The following is a 20434-nucleotide window of genomic DNA, read 5'->3' on the forward strand; positions in this document are numbered from 1 at the left end:
CAGACGCCGTGGCCCCCATATCAGCGGTATCAGCGGTACGTAATGTCTTCGCCATCGCCATCGCCCCCCACCTGCCCATCCTTGCCCAGAGAAGACAGATCGAAATCCCAAGCCTGTCCGGGAGCGCGGTAGACATAGGGCTTGCCCCAGGGGTCCATCGGCACCGCTTTCTGCAAATAAGGCCCACGCCACTTGGGCTCGTCCGGGGGCTGCACCACCAGGGCGGTGAGCCCCTGCTCCGTGGTCGGGTAGTGACCCGTGTCGAGCCGGTATGTGTCCAGCGCCTTGCCCAGGCCCTCGATCTGTGCCTTGGCGGTGTTGCGCTCCGACTTGCCGAGCTGCGAGAAATAGCGCGGCCCCACGTAGGCCGCGAGCAGACCGATGATGACGATTACCACCAGCAGTTCGAGCAGCGTGAAGCCCCTGCGGCAGCGAGGCGCGGGATCTGCCGTTTTTTTCACGGCTGCGTCACCACGTTCCATCTGAACCATGCTCCAAAGCCGAGACCAATTCCAAACTTGAATACCGTTGGAGGAATGGGGAACCGCGACCGGAGCACGACGGTGTCACGGGTCTTGACCGTCTCGCCCTCGCCCACCGCACCAAAAGTCAGTTCCGCATCGAGCAGTTGAATGTTCCAGGGCATCGGGCGCAGCGTGGCGACCACCCCCCCCAGGGCCGCCCCGGTGTTCGTCAGTTCCGCCTTCAACACGTACTCCCAGGTTCTTGCGTTGACCTTGCGTTCACGCACCAGACTGACGCCGCAAATATGCAGTTTCGGATGGTTCGTGGAATTCGGCAGATCCAAATCGCCCATGTTCACAACGTTCACGGGCCTGCCAAACAAACCGATGAAATCCGGGTCCACCGATTGCACCGCACCGGACAGGACTTGGTACGACCTGCTGCCATTGGGCACGCAATCGTTGCGGCCCGTGACCGTCACCGTTTGCCTTGTAAACCAGTTTCTTGGAGTGAACGTCAGACGGGACGGGCTGACATCGCCAGCGTTGCGATTGCTGCTGGACAAGGGCACGACGACGTCCGCCACCGGCGCACGCCCCAAGCGCACTGAAAACGAAGAGCTCGCCCCTATCTCCGATGTATGCAAGAGTCTGGGCGCAATCACTTCGATGCTGCCGGCTTGCTGCACCGGCGATACGACCACCATGCCCGGTGCGTAGGCTCTCCCCATGCCCTTGGCGTCGTAGATCACCGCATGGACGTAATAGGCGCCCGGTGCCAGACTGCTGACGTCCCAGAGGTAACTCCCGGTCTGCGCCCCCGCCGCCTGGCGCAGGCCATCGACGATCAGATGGCCCGTGAAGCCTTCCTTGCTGGTGCCGTAGTAAAGCGCCACGGTCGGCTCGATGTTCGGGTCCGCTCCCTCCCACCGGATCGTCACCTGTTTTTTCACGCCCGAGGCGGTCTCCACCGAGTCGGGAATGACCGGCGTCGCAGGCGCGGTGACGGCAATGCTGGGGTCCTGATACGGCGCGCTGCTCACATGCAGCACCGCCGCAGGACTCCAGGCGCTCGCCAGACCCTGCCCATCCAGCGCCCGGACACGCCACCAATGCGTGGTCCTGTCCGCCAGCACGGCAGGAACGATGAACGCCGTGTTGTCCGAACTGCCCTGCGCCACTTGCTGCGTCATGGCGGCATCCCGGAACACCTCAAACCCATAGTGCACGGGATCCCCCTCGGGGTCCACGACCGGATTGACCTCCAGGCTCGGTTGCTGCGAAGCCGTCCATGCGCCGTTTCCAGGGTTCTTCACCGTCGGCGTGGGCGGGGCTTCGTTCAAGGCATTCATCAGGAAATGGCCCGCCGTCCAGGCCGACTCCGCGCGCCCATCCTGGGCCTTCACGCGCCACCAGTAACGCCGGTTTTCCAGCAGGTCCGTCACCGTCCAACTGCTGCCCGAACTGCCCTGGATCACCTGCCCCGAGCTTTTCTTGTCCGACGAATCAAAGGTGTTGACGGTATCGATCTCGAATACGTAGGTGATCAGATCGTTTTCCGCATCCACGCTGTTTTGAATCACCAAAGCGGTCGCGGACGCGGTGCTCTGACCCCCCAGGGGAGGGCTGAGCAAAACGGGCGCCGAAGGAGCCGTATTGCCCGTGTTGACCGTGAACCAGCGCGCCGAACTCGATGTCCGTGCGCCCAGCGCGTCCTTGGCAAGCACGCGCCAGAAGTACTTCACATGGTTCGTCAGCGCGGGCGTTACTTCCCAGTCCGTGCTGCCACCGGGGTTCTGGGGGATGTCGCTCGCCTGGGAAAAAACGTCCGTCAAGCCTTCGTCCTTGTACACGGCAACGCTGTACGTGATGGCGTCGCCATCCTTGTCCGCACTATTCGTCCACGCCAGCCGCGGATTGCTGCTGCCCACTTCGGCATTGGGCGCGGGGGTGGTCAGGTTGAAACTGTCCGGCGCATCGTTGAACAAATTGACAAAGAAACGGCCATGCACCCAGGCGCTGTACAGCGTGCCTTCAAACCCTCGGGCACGCCACCAATAGTGCGTGTTGTCATTCAAATCGACAGGCAAGCGCCACGTCGTCGGCCGCGCCACGGGGCCCGCCCCGGCCGGAACTTTGTCCACCAAGGCGCTGGCGACCCGCTGCGTCCGGGCCTCGTCGGAATACACCTCGAACTGCACCTTGGTCGTCGGGTCCTGCGGATTGGTCGAAGTCATGACGGCAAGCGTCGGCCGCAACTCGGCGAGTTGCGCGCCAGACAGGGGCGAGCCGATGGTGGGTGTTTCAGGTCCCGGCGGGGGCGCAATGGCCTGCACGGTGATGTTGGCCGAGCGCGCAGCCGACAGAACGCCGTCATTCGCCGTGTAAGTCACCAGATAGTTGCCTGCCGTTCCCCTGGCAGGCGTCCAGTCAAAAACCGCGCGCGCAACACCGGGAGCAGACGGATCCACGGCCTGTTGCGTAAACACGGCACCCGCGGGCAAGGGACCCGCAGCGAGCACGACGGCTTTGCCATCCGGACTGCTGGCCTCCACCAGAAACGACAACTGCTTGGTTTCCTGCGTGACATGGTCGAGCACCTGCCGAACGACCGGCGCGCGCGCGGCCGGTGGCGGGGCCTGAAACCCGCTGTCGTACACGCCCGTGGAATTCACATCGAAAAAGTTGACCCAGTACTCCCACTGCTTGGTCTGCGCATTGCGCGTCTTGGAAAGCCATACGTTCTCGGAAAGCAGTTCCTTGGCGTCGGAGCGCACGGTCCTGCCCAATGTCTTGGTGCCGTTGTAGGGATCTGGCAAGCGCACGTGGACAAACCCGTCCGTCGCCGGGAAAGTCAGTCGATAGTTCGCGTTCTCGTCGGCTCCAGAGCGCACGGCCAAGGTGGCCACGCCGCTGCGGTCAGTGACCAGCGTATCCATGCCATCGGACTCGTACACCCGAATGACGTCACCATCCCTGGCCAGAAAATCACGCACAGGGTCGCGCCCGGGCAAATCCACCCGCACGTCCCGAATCAGAAAATGCGCATTCGTGGCCTGCAAAATCGATGTGAGCGCACCACCCAATTCGTCCGCATGGCTGAATTTGGCAGTGAATTCGGTGAATTTTCCCGCGAGCTTGGTCTCCATCACCCAGCGGCCCATTTTGCTGGTCTGCGGTGCCAGATCACCAAAATCGATCAGCAAGGTATTTTGCACCGGCGCATCGTTTACGTAGCTTCCCGAAAGAATGAAATTCACCAGCAGACCCTGGTCGTTTGCTACTATTTTTGGCTGCGCCGAGTCGATCTTGAGCCTTCTGGCCGTGGCAAAGCCGTTGTTCCTGACGCGCACCCCCAGGGTAAAGGGCTCCGCCGGCTCGATCGCCGGCGTGAGCGGATCATCCGCCCAGACGTCTTGCGTGAGAAAATAGTCCAGACTCAACAATGGCAAGGGTTTCACGGTGATCACGTCGGGTGCGACATCGAGCACCGTGTCTTCCCCGCCAAAACGGTATCTGAGCGTTGCGCCAACCAGGTATTTTTTCCCCAAGGGGCCGACCCCTGCTGAACCGGGCGCGGGAATCAGCAGCCAATTGATGACGCTGGTGGTTTTTGGGCTGACCACTCCCGTGCCGTCCACTGCACGGATATTCTGCCGGCTGGCCAAGCGCAAAAAGAATTTGGCGGAAAGATCGTTCGGATCGTCGGTCACGGCAATGGGCGTACCCGCCTCGTCCGTGACCTTGACCACGACAGAGACGTTCTCTATGACGCCCGTGTCCGTGGTGTTGTGGATCTTCATCTCGGCGTCAAAAGCCTGGCGCTCGAGCGTCAGTTCTTGCTTGATCTCGATCTTGACGCGGGCACACACCGTCTCCTGCGCCACAGCAGGCGCGATGGCGGCGAACAAGGCCAACACGCAGGCGCACGCGCTCCGTCCGAATGGGGTGCATTGCATTGCGAAACGCTCTCTCAAGTTTTCTTGGTGCTTGCGCCAGTTACGCGCAGGGTATCGAAGCATACCAAGACGCATGTGCATCGCTGTCGGTGTTGCTGCATAAATACCGGACCACACAGTGCGCTGACGTTTGCGCGCAACGGCGTACACTCCCGACCCTGTGCCAGAAACAGGCGCAACCCGGGTAACGCGCTGAACCCAAGGCGACCTGCCATGTCAGGAACTGGGCGCAGTACGACGCGGGGTGGATGACCAGAGGAAATGTCGCAGTGTGAATCGATACGAGTATCGTTGCCAAGTCACTTGTCGCGTTGCGGAAAGGTTGAATAGTTACCAATTTTGTTGGCACTTCCCCCTTGGGTTCGGTCAACGCACCATGCAGTCCGGAATTTATGCAACAACGCCACTTCTATCACTGCCTGCACCCCATGCGCTATGGCTGGCGGAAACCCAGGATACGGCGGATCTGCATGCCGATTGCGCCCCATTGGTACAGATGAAGTCACAGGTCACGGACATGGTGTTGCTGTAGCAACTTGCATCGGACGGATTGCCGGATCCGAACGATTTTCCAAGGACCGATCCATTGTCATCCGTCGAACTGCTGTTGCCCGCCAGTTCCTCCAGGGCTTGCAACGCCACGATACGGTAAGGGATGGTGACCTGTTGCTTGGCCTGCAATGTGGAGGGGATTTCTGCCAAAAATTCAAACCGGAGGCAAGCATCGCTTCGGGGCAGATTTTGCTTGAGGTTGTCGGCCTGTGTCAGGCCGTAGTTGGTGATACTCAGTTCACCATGGAACACATCCCCTGCGGCCATCCTCGGCAGGCACACCCTGGTGGGTTGAATGAGAATCACTGCCGTGCGATCATCGGATTTACCGGAACGTGCACGAATCCAGGACAGAACAAACGCAAGCAAACGCGGTGCAAGCACAAACCACTGCCAGTATCCCACTGCGGTGCACAGTATCCATATACTGAAGAAAAAGATTGAGCCTGCAATATATTCAGCACTTGCAGCACTTGCAGCACTTGCAGCACTTGCAGCACTTGCAGCACTTGCAGCACTTGCAGCACTTGCAGCATTTTGAGAAGTAGTTCCAATAGTTTCCGGACCAAACGTCTGAAACAACCCCATGATGATCAAACAAACCACAAAATTCGTCGGGAACGTTATTATGGACAGTATGATCGCTGTCATGATAAGCACCTCGTGATTGTATCGAGGTTCGGTTTCCAAAAATAATGACCACGTAAACAACGCCGATCCAGCACAGGTAATAATGAACAGCGCCTTAAGTATCTGAATCAACCGCTTGAGCGTCACTATCTACTCCATTTCGTTATACATAAGTCCATTTTCAACCGATGCCACTGGCAATGAAGTGTCTCGGCATGTGCAATCACCATCGCTCATGGCAGCCATGATCGGCACACCGCAGATACTTATCACGATGACACGAAGCCTGTGCTCCACGCATTTTCGTATCCTCGCCGAAACAGTCATTCAGGTATTTTTTATCAAGCAGGATTACGGCACGGCACTGGTGGTTTTCAGCAGTTGGGGCTGGCGCTACCGGCCCCGGTGTCATGGAAAATCTCGGCTTCCTCACGCCCATTGACCGTGTGGCGCACCAGTTGACCCATGCGGTTGTGGATGTATTCGACGACCTGTCTGCCCACTGCTGTCTCGGGCCCGGTGATCCGGCTGATGAATTGCTTGTTGGCATCGTCATACTCAAATTCGTAGTCCGTGATCGCACCGTCGGCGGCGATGTGCTTTTTGATGGATTGGCCGGCGTAGCTGAAGCGCTCCACCCGCCCTTCTTGGTCAGTTCTCTGGATGATGCGGTTTGCGGCGTCGTAGGTGTGTTGCACGGTGTTTCCGTACATGTCCGTGACCTGGGTCAGCCGGTTCTTGTCGTCGTAGCGGTATTTCACCGAGCGCCCTGGCGCTCCGACTGCGGATTCCGCCTCGGAATGATCGCGCACCTCGGTCAACAACTCCCCCGTGTAATGCAGACTCAGCAGGGCGTTGCCAGCGCCATCGGCCACGCCCACGACGCGGCCCGAGCGCTCCCTGAGTAGCCAGAGGGTGTTGCCATGGGGATCGCCCGTGGCAACGATCTGGCCTTGCGTGTTGTAGTCGGCCCAGTTTCCGTTTCTGTCGCTCCAGCGGTAGCCCTTGTCGTTGACCTCTGCGGCGACAGAAACCCGCCCTGCCGCGAGGCTGCCGTAGAGGACCGTAGTGGCTGCGCCTGGAATCTGGCGCACGGGGCATTGTTCGAGAAACGTGCGGTTGCCGAATGTGTAGCGCCCGTCTTCACCCAGGAACAATTGGTCCATGCGTCTGATTGCCTGCGCTTCCACCAAGTTGGCGTCCGATTCAGTGCACAGCAGGGCGTAATCGAAGTTGACACGTCGCGGCGGCGGGTAGTCGGTGGCATTGCTGTGACCGAGGGTCCGGTTAAAGGGGGTGCTGCGGAGCGGGACCATGGGGCGAGCCTGCGGTACGCCGTCGACGATGACGGGCTGGACTGTACGACGGCTAGCCATTCTTTCAATTGATGGCTGCCAGTCTTCATTAACCCAGAAGACCCAGCGCCCGGCGTCTCCTTGGTTGTTCGGGTTGCTGGCTTCCCCGGGGTCAGCGTTGCGATTGCCCGTGAGGTTTTTCCAGTTTTGCGACAGGCTTTCCCAGTGGGGATTGAATTTCCATTCCTGACCGTCCCACTGCCGCTCCCATTTCACATTTCCGGGCGCGCTACCTGCATCCAAGTCGTTGACCCTGAAATCTGCATAGCCATTGGGTAGGGTTACGCACAGGCTCGAGTCCGTGGCCTGTGCGCAAAAAAATGTCACTCCGCCTGCGGGACATGGAACAATGGTTGCGTGACTTTCGACGCGCGCTACATGCAGCGCCTGTCCCTGCATGCGGTGCAACTGCATGTAGCGCTTTGGTCGCTTCGGGAATTCAATCGAGAAAAATAACCCTCCGTGAAGGAATATTTTTGCCCGCATCGTTGCTGCGCTCCCAGAGCACAACAGCACAGTCGCAGCATGCAGGTCCAATGGGTCGAGCTTGAATCGCGGCGTACCGCGATCTTCACGATGGTAGAAGCACACCTTTGCATCGCCGGCGCCACGTTGCACGAGCCAGACAACTTCAAGCTGCGCATCAAGAATGCGCTGAGCCTCCCCCGGCAGTGAGGCACGCCATGCATTGAGTACCAGCCGCTCGTAAGACAACAGTTTCTTGCTCGCGAACAAGCGATGCGTCATATGCGACCCCCAGTTCAGCACCCATTCGTAGCGGAGCCAAACGAAAGCAATCAACACCAGAAGGAGGATTGACCCTATCATCGCTGGCACTCGCAATCGTTGATTTCCCTCGTGGCCGTGCCTGCGATGGGAGCAGCAGTACCTCCCTTGTAAACATGCGGAATCCGGTCAAACTGCTGCCCCAAAAAAGAGAACCTGTCGTCAAAATTTTTCCACCCCGACGGATATCGGTAAGGGTCGTGGCGGAAATGCCGCTCCGGTGACACGTAATTTCCGAGCCACTTCGAGCGTACATTCTTCAAGCGCTTTGGAAGCGAGCGCCTCGGAATCCAGTGCGAGAACTCCTTGCCTGCACCCTTGGCCCCTGCGGCTCTCCAACCTGCTGCACCACCGAGCACAACCTCGAACCCAATTCCGGTCCACTCACCAGCGGTGTAATAGCCCGAGCACTTGTTCACCGCTGCATTGATATCCATCTGATTGCGTGTCCAGTTGGTCAGGTCAAACGACAACGTATCGCCAAATCCAGCCGAATAGTCCACCAAGCCTTGAGGAAGTGGTTCTCCCCACCACGTCCACAAGTCAGAAAATTCGTAGTCATCCTGATTTATGGATAGAGCGGGGAATCACATTTTGAATTTGCTTTTTTTATATTATCCCGCAAAAGCAGAAGAGCATCTTCTTTTTTGCGGCAAACCGCTACAGTTGCAGGAAGTTCTTTGGTGCACCATTCGGTCGGCGAGCGTCCTTTTTTCAGGTACTTTGCTAATTTCCTGGCTTTGCGCTGCACAAGGCATGCATACAGGGGATCTGTAGCCTCGCCAAAGGAAACCCCCGACAAATCAAATACCAGTTGATCTGCAGCGCTGTTGTCTATGTTATCCAAGCCCCTTAGCACAGTCACCAAGATTTGCTCTCGATAGCTCTGGTAGTTTAATTGGAGATTGGAATCCAAAATCTCTTTGTTTTCCACTTCAAACTTCACCGTTTCGATAACTATAAGGCCGTAGTAATAAGCCAAGCTGTTCAATGCGGACTGAGATCCAGGGCGCGGATCGATATCATCAGCAAAGACTGTCGCGGGGATGACGGCAATGCCGGCAAAAAACCATACCATACATAGGCGAACAAATTGGCACATGATGTACAGCCTTATTTCAGAGCATATATAATATTCAAGATGGCAATGCAATAAGAGGAGTTGTTGAATTAAATTCTGATAATTTGCTCATATAAAATGATTCAGTCCAGCGCGCCCATCCCATGGTTTTCATGTGAACTGAGAACAAAAGTCCAAACTGGGTGCTGGATGAGCCTGGTTTGTGTAAATATTATGGATCGGGATAAATGGATAGATAATATTCCAAATGACTTTCTTCTTCAATGTCATCAAGCAAGGATGAGAGTGCATGTCCTTCCTCGTGGCAAATCCCGGCAGGTAATTTTTTGATACACCAGTCGGTCAGTAATCGATCTTTTTTAAGATACTTCTTTAATTTTCTTCCCTTGCGATTAACAAGACTTGAAAATACGGCCGCTGGAGCTGATCCAAAATATACTCCAGAAAAATCAAGCACCAGTTGATTTGCTGCATCGTTATCTATGTTGTCCAAACCCATTATTATAGTCGATAAAATCTGATCTGTATGGCTCGTGCTCACAGAGGGGGGGAATCCCTGAATTTCTTTGCTCTTTTCCTGAAACTCCATCAACTCGATGATTGTGCGACGATAACTCTGAACCAAGCCGTTCAATGCAGTCTGAGAACCAGGGCGGGGATTGTTATCAGCAAAGACTGTTGTTGGAATGATAACGATTCCGATAAAAAACCATACCATGCTTAGACGAATCAGTTGACACATAAGGTGTTTCCTTCTCTTCCTACATTTTCTACATTTTGAATTCTGTGACTACCCAGTTCATTGTGCGCTTTTGCTATTAAATAAGTAGCGTAGCTCATGTGAGGGGGGTGTATAACACATTTCGTTATACACAAGTCAGATTTCAATCGATGTCGCTGGTCATGACTTGTGTATAACTGAATGGTGTATAATGGGATGCCCTTTGGGCTACCTACGCCGAAACAACCCCCTCCGAAACGATAGAAGCAAAAACCGGCAAGAAGCCCGTTGGAAACATATTTCCCGTGAGCAGTTCGCGCTGAAGAAATCATTTTTTTCTCGCTATCTGTTTATAACGCAAAGTCATCTGACGTTTAAGCTCGGTATATACTTGATCGCGGTCCTTGATCACCTTATGGACATACGATGCGGTTGGCTGGTAGTGAGGTTTGTTTGGCCTTATATTGCATTCTGTCAACTTTGGTGCATCGAGAATACAACTAATATCTCCGTCGATTATCTCTGATCTTGATATATTTAGAGATTCCAAATTTTTCAGTCTACTTACATTTTTGATTTCCTTTATGGGATGATTCTTTTCAATTATTATCGAGCTAAGTGAATCAACTTCAAATACAGGTTCAATCGAGGATAGGTTTTTTAAGTTGCTGAGATGCAGCGTATCCAATTTGTCAAGGGCTGGAAGCAACTTGATATCCAACAAATTTGGACAACGGTCAATCCACAAATAAGTAATGTTTCGGCATGCTTCTATCCCCTGAATGCTTTCCAGTCTACGTGTCCTACTTATGGTGACATTCCGAACGGAAGGAAAATTCTTCAAAAAATCAAGATCAACACCATTAGGGCGAGCTACATCTATCAGTTCAATACGTGGCATAGGGATTTTCGGAAGAAACACTGTCTTGTCAAATTCGATGATAAGCTCTTCCAGCGCCTGAAGGTGATCGATTTCAAATCCGGTTGCTCCATAGGAAAAAAAAACAAGCCTTTTAAGCGTGCTCATTTTCCCAATGGCAGTCGTATCAATTATCATTGATGAGTGCGAATCAAACTGAAATTCTGAAAGTTCCGGGAAATCCAGCAGGAAGTTCAGATTTTCATGCTTTGAATCACACGGCAAAATCAGACTAAGGGCTCTGACGTTGGAGTTGGCAACTATCCGGATAGCTTCCTCAACGTCTTCCCCATCAAAGTCCCAACTTTCTGAACCCGGATTAAAAAACAGTTTGATCATTATAGATTGCCTTTTTGAAAATCATAAGTTTTTTAGCAAACAGTATGTCAATTGGTGGCGAATCGTCCCGACAGATCTGAAAACGATTGAAGACTGAGATTCTGGTGGATTGATTATCCAAGTTCTCTCAGAATCGCTAATACTTGTTCCGTCTCGCCCACAATTTATCAGACAAAGCCATCTGGTGTTTACGCTTGGTAAATTCTGGATCACGGGACCCGACCACTTCATAAACATACGATGCGGTCGGTCGGTAGTGAATTTTATTCGGTCTTATATAGCAATGATGCAATTTTGGCATATCAAGAACGATGCCGAGATCTCCATCGATTATTTCAGATTTGCTCATGACTAAAAATTCCAGATTTCTCAGATTGCCTATGGATTTTATTTGTTTGACGGGAGAAATTTTTTCTATGATAATTTTCCTAAGCGAATAAACTTCAAATATTGGATCAATCAAGGACAATTTCTTTAAACTGTGAAACTCCAACTCATTCAATTGATAAAGAGCTGAAATTGACTCGATATCAACTAAATTTGAACAGTAAAGAATTTTCAGTTCTTTCATATCACGGCATGTTTCTATTCCACGAGTGCTGACCAATTTGCGCGACTCACGTATGTCGAAATTCTGAAGGGAAGGGAAATTCTTCAAAACTTCAAGATTGACGCCATCAAAATGTTCTATATCCAATATATTAATGCGCGGCATAGGCGATTTCGGAAAGAATATTTCTTTGACATATCCGAGTGAGAGACTTGTCAGGTTCTGAAGTCGATCAATATTTAACCCGGTTGCTCCAGCGACGGAAAATCCAAGCCCTTCAAGCGTTTCGATTTTTCCAATGGCGCTTGCATCAATCATCACTGGCCAATGTGAGCGGACCGACAGTGACGAAATTTCCGGAAACGCCAGCAAAAAGTCTAGATCTTTATGCTTTGAATCATGTGGCAACTCCAAGCTAAGGCATCTGCAGTTCGACTCGGAGACCATCCGGATAGCATCTTCAATGTTTTCTCCATCAAATCCCCAAAAATTTTGGGTTACGTCTGGAGTATTTTGAACAAGTTCAATCATTTTTAACACCAAAATATTCACTTGCGAAAGTCTGTTCCAGAAGGAGGTTTTTTTCTAGGCAATGGAAATTGTGCCCCAGGAGATGCGCGCTGATTATAGTTATTGTTGTTTTCATATCCTGGACGATCCTTGCCATTAACTTTAAAGGCATCTGTTTGTATCCTCTGGTGCTCATGCTGAAATGACTGCTTATCATTCTTTGCATCAGACCAATTGATCTTTTCAACTTTGTCATTATATTTATTTGCCTTTTCCTTTGCGGATTGTTGTGCGCGATTAAAGTCCCCTTTGCCGTGGTATTTTTTTCCACTCACAAAATAGCATGTATAAGATCCATTTCCATTATGAACCAATAAACCATCTTCTCCCACGAAGAAGGTGTGAAGATTCTTCACTTCCAGATTATATACCCGGATGGTTTTTATCTCTACGCGAACATCGATAATTGTCGCCGTGACGGCTGCATCATTCTCGTTTCCGTCGCCTCCGAGCAACAGTTGGCCTCCCCGCTTGAGCAGGATGGCATCCCTCCAGCCTTCGCTGGTCCTGAACGGATGACCGTCCGTGGCGCTGATTATATTTCCGCTGTTGAGCGTAATATGCACCAAGCGCTGCTGTTTTTCATTGCTGATGATGCCAGTTACTTTTTCATACCGGGTTGCGCTCGTCGATCTTGCGCCAAGACCTGTCTGGATACGTCCGTCGTGCGCGGCCATTTCGTCCCAGGCCAGAACCTCGTCACCGGTGCGTATCTGGGCAATCGGCCTGCGCGCGGGCTGCCCGTCGGCGCCTCGCACATGGACCAGGGTTTCACCCGCAAAGCTGTTGAGCCCGCCCGCAACGCCCACCCCCACACTGATCAGTGTGCCAAGCTTGCCACAGGGATCCGGTATGGGCAGCATCGACCACAGGCAGCTTGTCAGGCAGTCTTTGGCGTTTTCTGCCCAGTTCACTTCCCCACAAAGCAGTTGGTCCGTGGCCGCGCCCACGGCATTGCAGAGGAGGTTGCAGCGCAAATAGTTGGCCAGCAGAACGGGAATGATTTCGCCCGTGGGGTCGGTGTAGCGTCCGGGCGCCGCTGCCGCATAGGTGTACAGGTTGATTCCGCCTTCGAATTCGATGGGGTCGCGGCTGAGGTAGCGCCCGGTCTCGGGATCGTAGTAGCGCCTGTCGTTATAGTGCAGGCCGGTTTCCGAGTCCCAGTATTGGCCAGGGTAGCGCAGGTTGTTGGTGACAGCCTTGCTTGTATCGGTCGTGGTGCGTGTCGTGGCTTTGCCGTAAGCGTCGTAATCAGCTGCCCAGACGAGCGTGCCGCTTTTGTCCGTGATGCGCTGCGGGGTGCCAAGGTGGTCGTTGTGGTAGTGCACAGTACGCCATTGTTCAGAGGTTGCGGCGTCGGGCACGCGGGCATACAGGGGTGCCACGCCGTTTTCGCGCTGCGGGTTCCAGCCGTAACTGGTGGTGATCTGGCCGTTGGCATCGGCTTCGGCGAGCAGACCCCATTCAGTGTGCAGGTAGTATGTGGCGGTGTTGGCGGCCCCGGTGCTCGATTGCAGCGTGACCGAGTCGCCAAGTTCCTTGCGGATGCGTCGATCGAAGGGGTCGTAGTTGTAGCGTGCGATCAGGCGACCTTCTCCGTCTTTGACTTCGGACAGGCGATTGAAGGCGTCCCAGGCGTAGTGGGTCGTGCGTGCGGGTTCGGATTGGCTGGTGTCGGTTTTCTGGGTCAAGTTCCCCGATGCGTCGTATTGATAGCTGACGCGGCCTCCAGCACCGGAGCGTTCCATGAGTTGACCCGCCGAGTCGTAGTTCCAGGTGCCGCTTTGGCTGTGGCGAGTACGGTTGCCGTTCGCATCCAGCGTAAAGCTCTCATTGCGCCCACTCAGCAGGCCCGCGCTCACCTGGGTCAGGCGCCCCGCGTCGTCGTGCGTATAGCCCAGCGTGCTGCCATCAATGCGGGCCTGCCGGATTTCGGCGAGCTTGCCGTATTGGTTTTGCAATTCGAACACGGTGGCCTGCCCGGGGTTGACGACCTTGAGTTGCGTCAGGTTCTGGTAGCCGTCGTATTCCAGGCGCCGCTCGGTTCCGCCGGGCAGCAGGACTTTCTTGGGCTGAAACCATTGCCAGTCGGTCACGCTGATGTTGCCTTCACCCGGGATGCTTACTTTCTCCAATTGCGCTGCACCGTCGTAGTCGTAGCTGATGGTCACGCCGTCGGGGCCAGTGTAGGTCTTGATCTGGTGGTTGCCGTAGTAGGTGTAGGCGTGGCTGAGCGTGAAGCTGGACGCGCCCACGCCGTAGGTGATGGTTTCGCTGCTCAGGCGGCCGACATCATCGTAGATGCGCACGGATGCGTAGTGGCCGTCGTTCCATGTGAGCAGGTTGTCGGCCGCGTCGTAACTGTAGCGCGTGGTTTTCTTGAGGCTACCCTGTGCGTCGTATTCCCGGTGTTGGATCACGCGTCCCACCGCGTCGTGGTCGTAGGCTATTTTTTGGCCGTTCGCCTGCTGGATTTGCGTGAGCCAGCCGCTGTCGTCCCATGCGTAGCGCGTCGTGTTTCCCAGTGGGTCGGTGCTGCCGAGAAGGAGATCGCACAGGTCGTATTCCATTCGCGTGCGGCCATTGTTGGGGTCCAGCACTTCGATGACGTTGCCCCGGGTGTCATACACCACGCGCATGGTGTTGCCCATCGGGTCTTTGATCTGCGTGACCTGCCCGTGCGGGCTGTATTCGTAGGAGTAGGTCTTGCCGTTGGCGTTCGTGGTGGTTTTTTGCTGTCCCATTCGGTCGTAGCCGTAGCTTTCCACCCGCGTCTCGTTGCCAGCTACGTCATTTTTGAGGCTCAGAATATCGCGTTCGTTGTAGCGCATCACGCGCTGCAGCGTGGGGTAGATGATCTTGCTCGGCTGATTTGCATGTTTGTCGCTGCCGTCCGCGTCGCTGTATTGGACGCCGTAAGTCTGCCCTTTGCCGTCGGTGGCTTGCGTCAATCGGGCCAATGCGTCGTAGTCCAACTGCATGGTTTTTCCGCCGGCGTCCCTGACACTGGCCAGTGCACCGCGCGCGTCGTAGGTCACGCTGTAACTGCCTTGCAGGGGATCGCTTTGGCTGAGTTGACGGTTTGCGGCGTCGTAGGTGTAGCGGGTGATTTTTCCACGCGCGTCGGTGCTGCTGATCCGGTTGCCGACACGGTCGTAGGTGTTGCTTGACGTTTGCCCCAAGGGGTCGGTTTCGCTCAGCAGGTTGCCGTCGGCGTCGTAGGTGTAGCGCCAGATATTGCTTTTGGGGTCGGTGTACTGGAGCAGCCAGCCGAGCCGGTTGAATAGATAGTGGTGTTGCTTGCCTTGCGGGTCGGTGATTTGGCCGATCTGTCCGTGCGCGTCGTATATGACTTGCCAGCTTGCGTCCGGGGTGACGCTGGCGTTGCTTTCCGTGCGGCCCTTGCGCGTGGCGCGCGTGATCCTGCCTCGTGCGTCCACTTCGTATTCGGTTACGCGTTCCTCGGCAGTGCCCACAGCCTGCACGGTTTTGAGCAGATTGCCTTTGGCGTCGTATTCGTACTTTGTCTTGACGCCCAGTTCGTCGGTTTCCTCCGTCATGCCCATGTGCAGCGCGGAGTACGCCATTTTCTGTGTGCTGCCATCGGGGTATTGGATCGCCACGATCTGCTCGAACTCGTTCTTTGTGGTTTTGGTCGCAAAGCCGCGTGCATTGGTTCGGGTTTCGGCCCGGTAGCCGGTGTCGTAGCGGATTTCCGCTTCGGTGCGGCCGTTGACCGTGTATCGCACCAACTGGCCCTGCCGGTTGTGCGTGTAGTCCTGCACCCGCCTGCCCGCGGCGGTCTCGGGGCCGGTGATTTTGCTGATGAATTGTTTGTTCACGTCGTCGTAGTCGAATTCGTAGTCGGTGACGCTGCCGTCGGGTGCGATGCGTTGCTTGACGGTGTCTCCGGCGTAGGCGATGCGCTCTGTTCGGCCCTCTTGGTCCGTGATCCGGATCAGGCGGTTAGCCGCATCGTAGGCGTATTGGATGGTGTTGCCGCGCGGGTCCGTGATTTGGGTCAGGCGGTTTTTTTCGTCGTATTGGTACTTGATCGAGCGCGATGGCAGATCGCCCGCCACGGTGGCCAGGGGATAGTCTTTTACTTCGGTGAGCAGTTCGCCCGTGTAGTGAAAGCTCAGCAGGGTATGGCCGCTGTCATCGACCGTGCTCAGCAGCCGGCCATGGTCGTCGCGCTGCAGCCAGATGGTGTTGCCGTTGCGGTCGCCAAAGGCCACGCCCTGGCCTTGGGCGTCGTAGTCCATCCAGTCGCCGTTTCTCTTGCTCCAGCGAAAGCCTTTGGCGTTGCTCTCGGGTGCCGGGGTCGCAGGGGTCGCGCGGGTGGAGTCCTCACGGGTGTGGCTTGCTGTTGTTGATGCGGCCGGCAGCTGTTGTACCGGGCGTTTTTCCAGAACGGATCGATTGTCGAATGTATAGCGCCCGGCGTCGCCCATGAAGAGCTGGCTGCCGCGGCGGATGGCTTCCGTATCCACAAACTGGGCCTTGGTTCCGGGGCACAGGGCGGCGTAGTCAAGGCTGACCCGTTGGGGCGGTGGGTAGTCGGCGGAACTGCCATCGCTGATCTTGCGGTTGAAGGGGGTGCTGCGTTTGGCCACCATGGGGTTGGCTTGCGCGACGCCGTCAACCATGACAACGCCACCGCCGACGGTCATTTGCAGCGAGGGCTGCCAGTCATCGTCAACCCAGACCCAGCATCCGGAGTCTCCCGTGCTGGTGGTGGCGCCGATCCCGGCGCTGGCGCTGCTGCTCCCCGTGGGGTTTTTCCAATTCTGCGAAAGGCTTTCCCATTGCGGGTTGAAGCGCCATTCATGGCCGTCCCATTCCTGGGTCCAGCGCATGGGGCCCATTGCGCTACTGACGACCAAATCGTTGGAGCGCAGATTCAGGTAGCCGTTGGGCAGTGTGACCTGCGCTGCTGCCATGGACTGTGCCTGTGTCTGCGTGGGCAGCAGGACCGTTGTCGCGAGCACTATCAGCAGCACAGCCCTGCTGCTGCGTTTTAGCGCTTCGATCCAAGTCAGCAGGGTTTCTTGCATCTTTTTCGCCTGCGTGTTGTTCAGTTGCATTCCGTTCCTCCCTTGGTCACATACACGCACCGCTTGCCCTTCATCTTGATCGGCGTGCTGCTGCCGCGACCTCCCCCAAACCCGCTGCTGCCACCGCCTCCCCAAAACCCGCCAGAGCCCGCTCCCGCACCCGAACTGCCCGGCCCGCCACCACTGTCCGGGCAGGAGCTATTGCTCACGGAGAACCACGAGGTCGATGCACCGCAGTCCGATTGCGTCCCGTTCGCGCACTGGAAGTCGCAGCTCACGTTCAGGGTGTTGCTGTAGTTGTGGCACCCGCCGCCCGATGCGTTGCTGCTGCCCGCTGCTGCGTCCAGCGACTGCAAGGCAATGACGCGGTATGGGATCGTGATGCGCTGTTTGGCTTGCAGTGTTACCGGCAGTTCCACCAGGAATTCGTAGCGGAAGTAGGCGTCGCTTTGCGGCAGCTTCTGCTTGACGTTGTCGGCGCGGATCAGGCCGTAGTTGGTGAGCGTCAGTTCTCCGTGGTAGACGTCGCCCGCGGCCATCTTGGGCAGGTTGGTGCTGGCCGGCTGCAGGACCACCACGGCGGCGGGGACGTCGGTTTCAAAGGTGGCGTTGAGCGTCACCTCGTAGCGGTCCTGGATCGTGATTTCGCGCACGCTCCACTCGACGTTGATCGCGTTGTAGTTCAGGAAGACCGGCTGGTTGGCCGTGATTCCGGGTCTGATGAGCAGCCGTCCGCTGGCATCCTGGTGGTTTGCCGCGCGTGCGCGGAATCTGTAGCGGCCCGCGGGCAGGTTCTGGAACAGCGCTTCGCCCAATGCGTCGGTGTTCAGTTCCTGGCTCACGCTGCCCACGTCTTCGTTTTGCATCGTGATGCTTGCGCCCGCCAGGCCGGGAATCAGCTGGCCGTTCTTGCCGATCGTGGCGGTGTAGATGTCAGCCGCTTTGAACAGGACGTTGCCTTGGCCGCTTTGCGTCACGCTGACGTAGACGTTCAGCGCCTGCGCCGGGACGTTGTCGCCCACGACACGCAGCCTGTATTCGTAGACTCCTTCGGGCGTTCCTGGAGGGGGCGAGAACGCCAGGTCGATGGCCCGGCTCTGCCCGATGGCCAGGCTGCCGTTGGCGGCGCTGCCCATGCTGGCCCAGGCGGGCGCGGGCGTGCCGTCGGTTTTTGTCAAACTGAACTGCAGGTTGAGCGCGTCCTGCAGGCCGTTGTTTTTGACTGTGACGGATTCCACCTGGGTGCTGCCTTGCGCCAGGCCGGTTTCGATCAGGCTGGGGGTGCTCACCAGGTAGGGCAGGGCCTCGGATAGCGTGTAGTCCACGCGCACGAGTCCCAGGGGCGCTGCGGCGTGTTCGTCGCTGTGCGCGGTCAGGATCAGGCTGCCCGAGGGCTGCGCCGCGTTGCTCGCGGTGAACAGCACGGGCAGGTTCAGCCGCTGGCGCTCGCCGAGGTTGACGGGGCTGGGCAGTTGCACGCTGATGCCGTCCGGCACCTGCCCCGTGGGCTGGCTTGCCGGGTCCAGCGTCAGCCGCAGGCCGCTGGCGCTCGTTGCTGCGCCGGCCTGCGCGAACAGGGGGATGCTGAAGGGGTAGTTCTTGGGGACGTCCAGTTTGTAGGGGGAGGGGCCGACGGTGACGCGCTGGATCGTGAAGGATTTTTGCTCCGGGCGGTCGGTGATTTCCGGATGGATGGCGCTGACCTTGTACAGGCCCGCGTCCGTGAGGGTGGGTTTGAAGGTGTGGACGAAGTTGCCCGCTGCGTCAGTGACGATGTTGACGCTGCGCTCGAACCCCTGCTGGTTGAGGATCAGCTTGAGCCGCGTGCCGGGCATGGGCGTTTGGCTTGCCCGGTTGACCGCGCGGCCCGTGATGAGCACGTCCTGCTCGCCCAAGGAGGTGATCGGACGAATGTCGCTGACTTCGCCGAAGTACGTGGTCTCGCGCAGGGAGACGGTTTTCTCGGCGCCGCGTCCGGCGATCTGCACCTCGTCTTCTTGGCCCGAGTGGTAGCGCAGGCGGTCGATTTCGAGTCGGACGCGGACGCTGTCGGGGCTGGCGCCGGGGACGTTGAGCAGGAACTGGTCCGAGAGGTAGCTGCTGCCCGCGGGGATGCGCGCGACGGTCTGGCCATTGGTCAATGTCACGACGTTGGCGCCGAGCACCTGCTTGTAGGGCTGCGTGGCGAGCACGTTGCCGTCGGTGTCCAGGATTTTCAGGCGCAGCTCGCTCGATGCGTCGGCGCCGTTGTTCGTTGCCGTGAGAGCCTGTGAAAATATGTTGGCGCAAATATTGCTTCTCATTTTTTCGCGGCCAGCGCCACCACAAAACGAGCTGCACAGGCGATCATGGGGCACCAAGAGGCCTTGGATCAGAGCCAAGAGACGAACTTTGGATCCTCTCGTAGGCCAAGGGCGCTTGGGTTGCGTCGCATTCATCGCTGAAATTGAAAAATTCACAGGCTCTGAGCAGTTCCACGTCCACGTCGGACGGGTTTTCCATCCTGAGCTTGAGCTTTCCGGTCGCGCCGCGGGTGAACTCGTCGGTGGCCATTCCCACCACCAGCGCGCCCTCGCTCACTGGCACCGCTTGGTCGCGGGCGATCTTGACGATCTCGCCTTCGAATGGGGCAATCTCCACCCCGACCTGCGCCTGCGGGGCTCCCGACAGGTCGGCGTACCCGCCGACGATCACGGGCACCAGCCGGATCTGTTATGGGTTTGCCAAGTCTTTATTCTGATTTATGGATAGAGCGGGGAATCACATTTTGAATTTGCTTTTTTTATATTATCCCGCAAAAGCAGAAGCGCATCTTCTTTCTTGCGGCAAACCGCTGCAGTTGCAGGAAGTTCTTTGGTGCACCATTCGGTCGGCGAGCGTCTTTTTTTAAGGTACTTTGCTAATTTCCTGGCTTTGCGTTGAACAAGGCATGCATACAGGGGATCTGTAGCCTCGCCAAAGGAAACCCCCGATAAATCAAACACCAGTTGATTTGCTGCGCTGTTGTCTATGTTATCCAAGCCCCTTAGCACAGTCACCAAGATTTGCTCTCGATAGCTCTGATAGTTTAATTGGAGATTGGAATCCAGAATTTCTTTGTTTTCTACCTCAAACTTCACCATTTCGCTAACTGTAAAGCTGTAGCAATCAACTAAGCCGTTCAATGCGGGCTGAGTTCCAGGGCGAGGATTTATATCAGCAAAGACTGTCGCGGGGATGATGGCGATGCCGAAAAAAAACCATGTCATGCAGAGACAAATCAATCGATACATAATGTGCAACCTTATTTTATGGGCAAGATGGTATTTAATATTGCAGTGCAACGCAAGTGGTTCTCTGGAAGTTGGTTGAATGGGCTATTGAATTCAATTTGATAATTTTCTCATATGAATAATCAAATTTGGCGTACCCATGGTCTTGAGAGTTGAATGCTAGCTGGACTTGATTTGCA

Annotated in this window: 13 protein-coding genes; all 13 read right to left on the minus strand. The window is 56.1% G+C overall.

The annotated features are described in order from the left end of the window. Positions 1-29: 29 nt before the first annotated feature. Complete coding sequence (gene gspG / locus D5041_RS09250; RefSeq protein WP_265284512.1) at positions 30-482, minus strand: type II secretion system major pseudopilin GspG; 453 nt, start codon at positions 480-482, stop codon at positions 30-32. Next, on the minus strand, positions 458-4423 hold the full coding sequence (locus tag D5041_RS09255) for a fibronectin type III domain-containing protein (RefSeq protein WP_265284513.1): 3966 nt from the start codon (positions 4421-4423) through the stop codon (positions 458-460). The genes gspG and D5041_RS09255 overlap by 25 nt, the downstream gene beginning before the upstream one ends. A 390-nt stretch (positions 4424-4813) precedes the next feature. Further along, on the minus strand, positions 4814-5752 hold the full coding sequence (locus tag D5041_RS09260) for a hypothetical protein (protein ID WP_265284515.1): 939 nt from the start codon (positions 5750-5752) through the stop codon (positions 4814-4816). 227 nt (positions 5753-5979) lie between these two features. Further along, positions 5980-7764, minus strand: coding sequence for an RHS repeat domain-containing protein (locus D5041_RS09265; protein WP_265284516.1), 1785 nt, complete (start codon positions 7762-7764; stop codon positions 5980-5982). Positions 7765-7784: 20 nt separating this feature from the next. Then, positions 7785-8252 (minus strand): hypothetical protein, encoded by a 468-nt coding sequence (locus tag D5041_RS09270; protein ID WP_265281704.1) that lies wholly within the window; start codon positions 8250-8252, stop codon positions 7785-7787. A gap of 62 nt (positions 8253-8314) precedes the next feature. Further along, positions 8315-8848 (minus strand): hypothetical protein, encoded by a 534-nt coding sequence (locus tag D5041_RS09275; RefSeq protein ID WP_265284518.1) that lies wholly within the window; start codon positions 8846-8848, stop codon positions 8315-8317. A gap of 190 nt (positions 8849-9038) precedes the next feature. Further along, positions 9039-9569, minus strand: coding sequence for a hypothetical protein (locus D5041_RS09280; RefSeq protein ID WP_265284520.1), 531 nt, complete (start codon positions 9567-9569; stop codon positions 9039-9041). 307 nt (positions 9570-9876) lie between these two features. Further along, a complete protein-coding gene (locus tag D5041_RS09285; protein WP_265281734.1) occupies positions 9877-10806 on the minus strand; it encodes a leucine-rich repeat domain-containing protein in 930 nt (309 codons plus the stop codon). A 136-nt stretch (positions 10807-10942) separates the two neighbouring features. Next, entirely contained in the window at positions 10943-11887 is a 945-nt protein-coding gene (locus tag D5041_RS09290; protein ID WP_265281732.1) for a leucine-rich repeat domain-containing protein, read from the minus strand. A gap of 17 nt (positions 11888-11904) precedes the next feature. Beyond that, a complete protein-coding gene (locus D5041_RS09295) occupies positions 11905-17013 on the minus strand; it encodes an RHS repeat-associated core domain-containing protein (protein ID WP_265284522.1) in 5109 nt (1702 codons plus the stop codon). Continuing rightward, a complete protein-coding gene (locus D5041_RS09300; RefSeq protein ID WP_265284523.1) occupies positions 17004-19286 on the minus strand; it encodes a hypothetical protein in 2283 nt (760 codons plus the stop codon). The genes D5041_RS09295 and D5041_RS09300 overlap by 10 nt, the downstream gene beginning before the upstream one ends. Before the next feature lie 43 nt (positions 19287-19329). After that, on the minus strand, positions 19330-19683 hold the full coding sequence (locus tag D5041_RS09305; RefSeq protein WP_265284524.1) for a hypothetical protein: 354 nt from the start codon (positions 19681-19683) through the stop codon (positions 19330-19332). 41 nt (positions 19684-19724) lie between these two features. Then, a complete protein-coding gene (locus tag D5041_RS09310) occupies positions 19725-20231 on the minus strand; it encodes a hypothetical protein (protein ID WP_265284525.1) in 507 nt (168 codons plus the stop codon). Positions 20232-20434: the final 203 nt, after the last annotated feature.

The organism is Verminephrobacter aporrectodeae subsp. tuberculatae (assembly GCF_026127385.1).
Classification (GTDB): Bacteria; Pseudomonadota; Gammaproteobacteria; order Burkholderiales; family Burkholderiaceae_C; genus Acidovorax; species Acidovorax aporrectodeae.

Excerpts from the sequence above, each read along its gene's own strand:
- D5041_RS09255 (WP_265284513.1), bottom strand. The coding sequence starts at position 4,423 with ATGCAATGCACCCCATTCGGACGGAGCGCGTGCGCCTGCGTGTTGGCC.
- D5041_RS09310 (WP_265284525.1), bottom strand. The coding sequence starts at position 20,231 with ATGACATGGTTTTTTTTCGGCATCGCCATCATCCCCGCGACAGTCTTT.
- D5041_RS09290 (WP_265281732.1), bottom strand. The coding sequence starts at position 11,887 with ATGATTGAACTTGTTCAAAATACTCCAGACGTAACCCAAAATTTTTGG.
- gspG (WP_265284512.1), bottom strand. The coding sequence starts at position 482 with ATGGAACGTGGTGACGCAGCCGTGAAAAAAACGGCAGATCCCGCGCCT.
- D5041_RS09300 (WP_265284523.1), bottom strand. The coding sequence starts at position 19,286 with ATGAGAAGCAATATTTGCGCCAACATATTTTCACAGGCTCTCACGGCA.
- D5041_RS09275 (WP_265284518.1), bottom strand. The coding sequence starts at position 8,848 with ATGTGCCAATTTGTTCGCCTATGTATGGTATGGTTTTTTGCCGGCATT.
- D5041_RS09285 (WP_265281734.1), bottom strand. The coding sequence starts at position 10,806 with ATGATCAAACTGTTTTTTAATCCGGGTTCAGAAAGTTGGGACTTTGAT.
- D5041_RS09280 (WP_265284520.1), bottom strand. The coding sequence starts at position 9,569 with ATGTGTCAACTGATTCGTCTAAGCATGGTATGGTTTTTTATCGGAATC.
- D5041_RS09295 (WP_265284522.1), bottom strand. The coding sequence starts at position 17,013 with ATGCAACTGAACAACACGCAGGCGAAAAAGATGCAAGAAACCCTGCTG.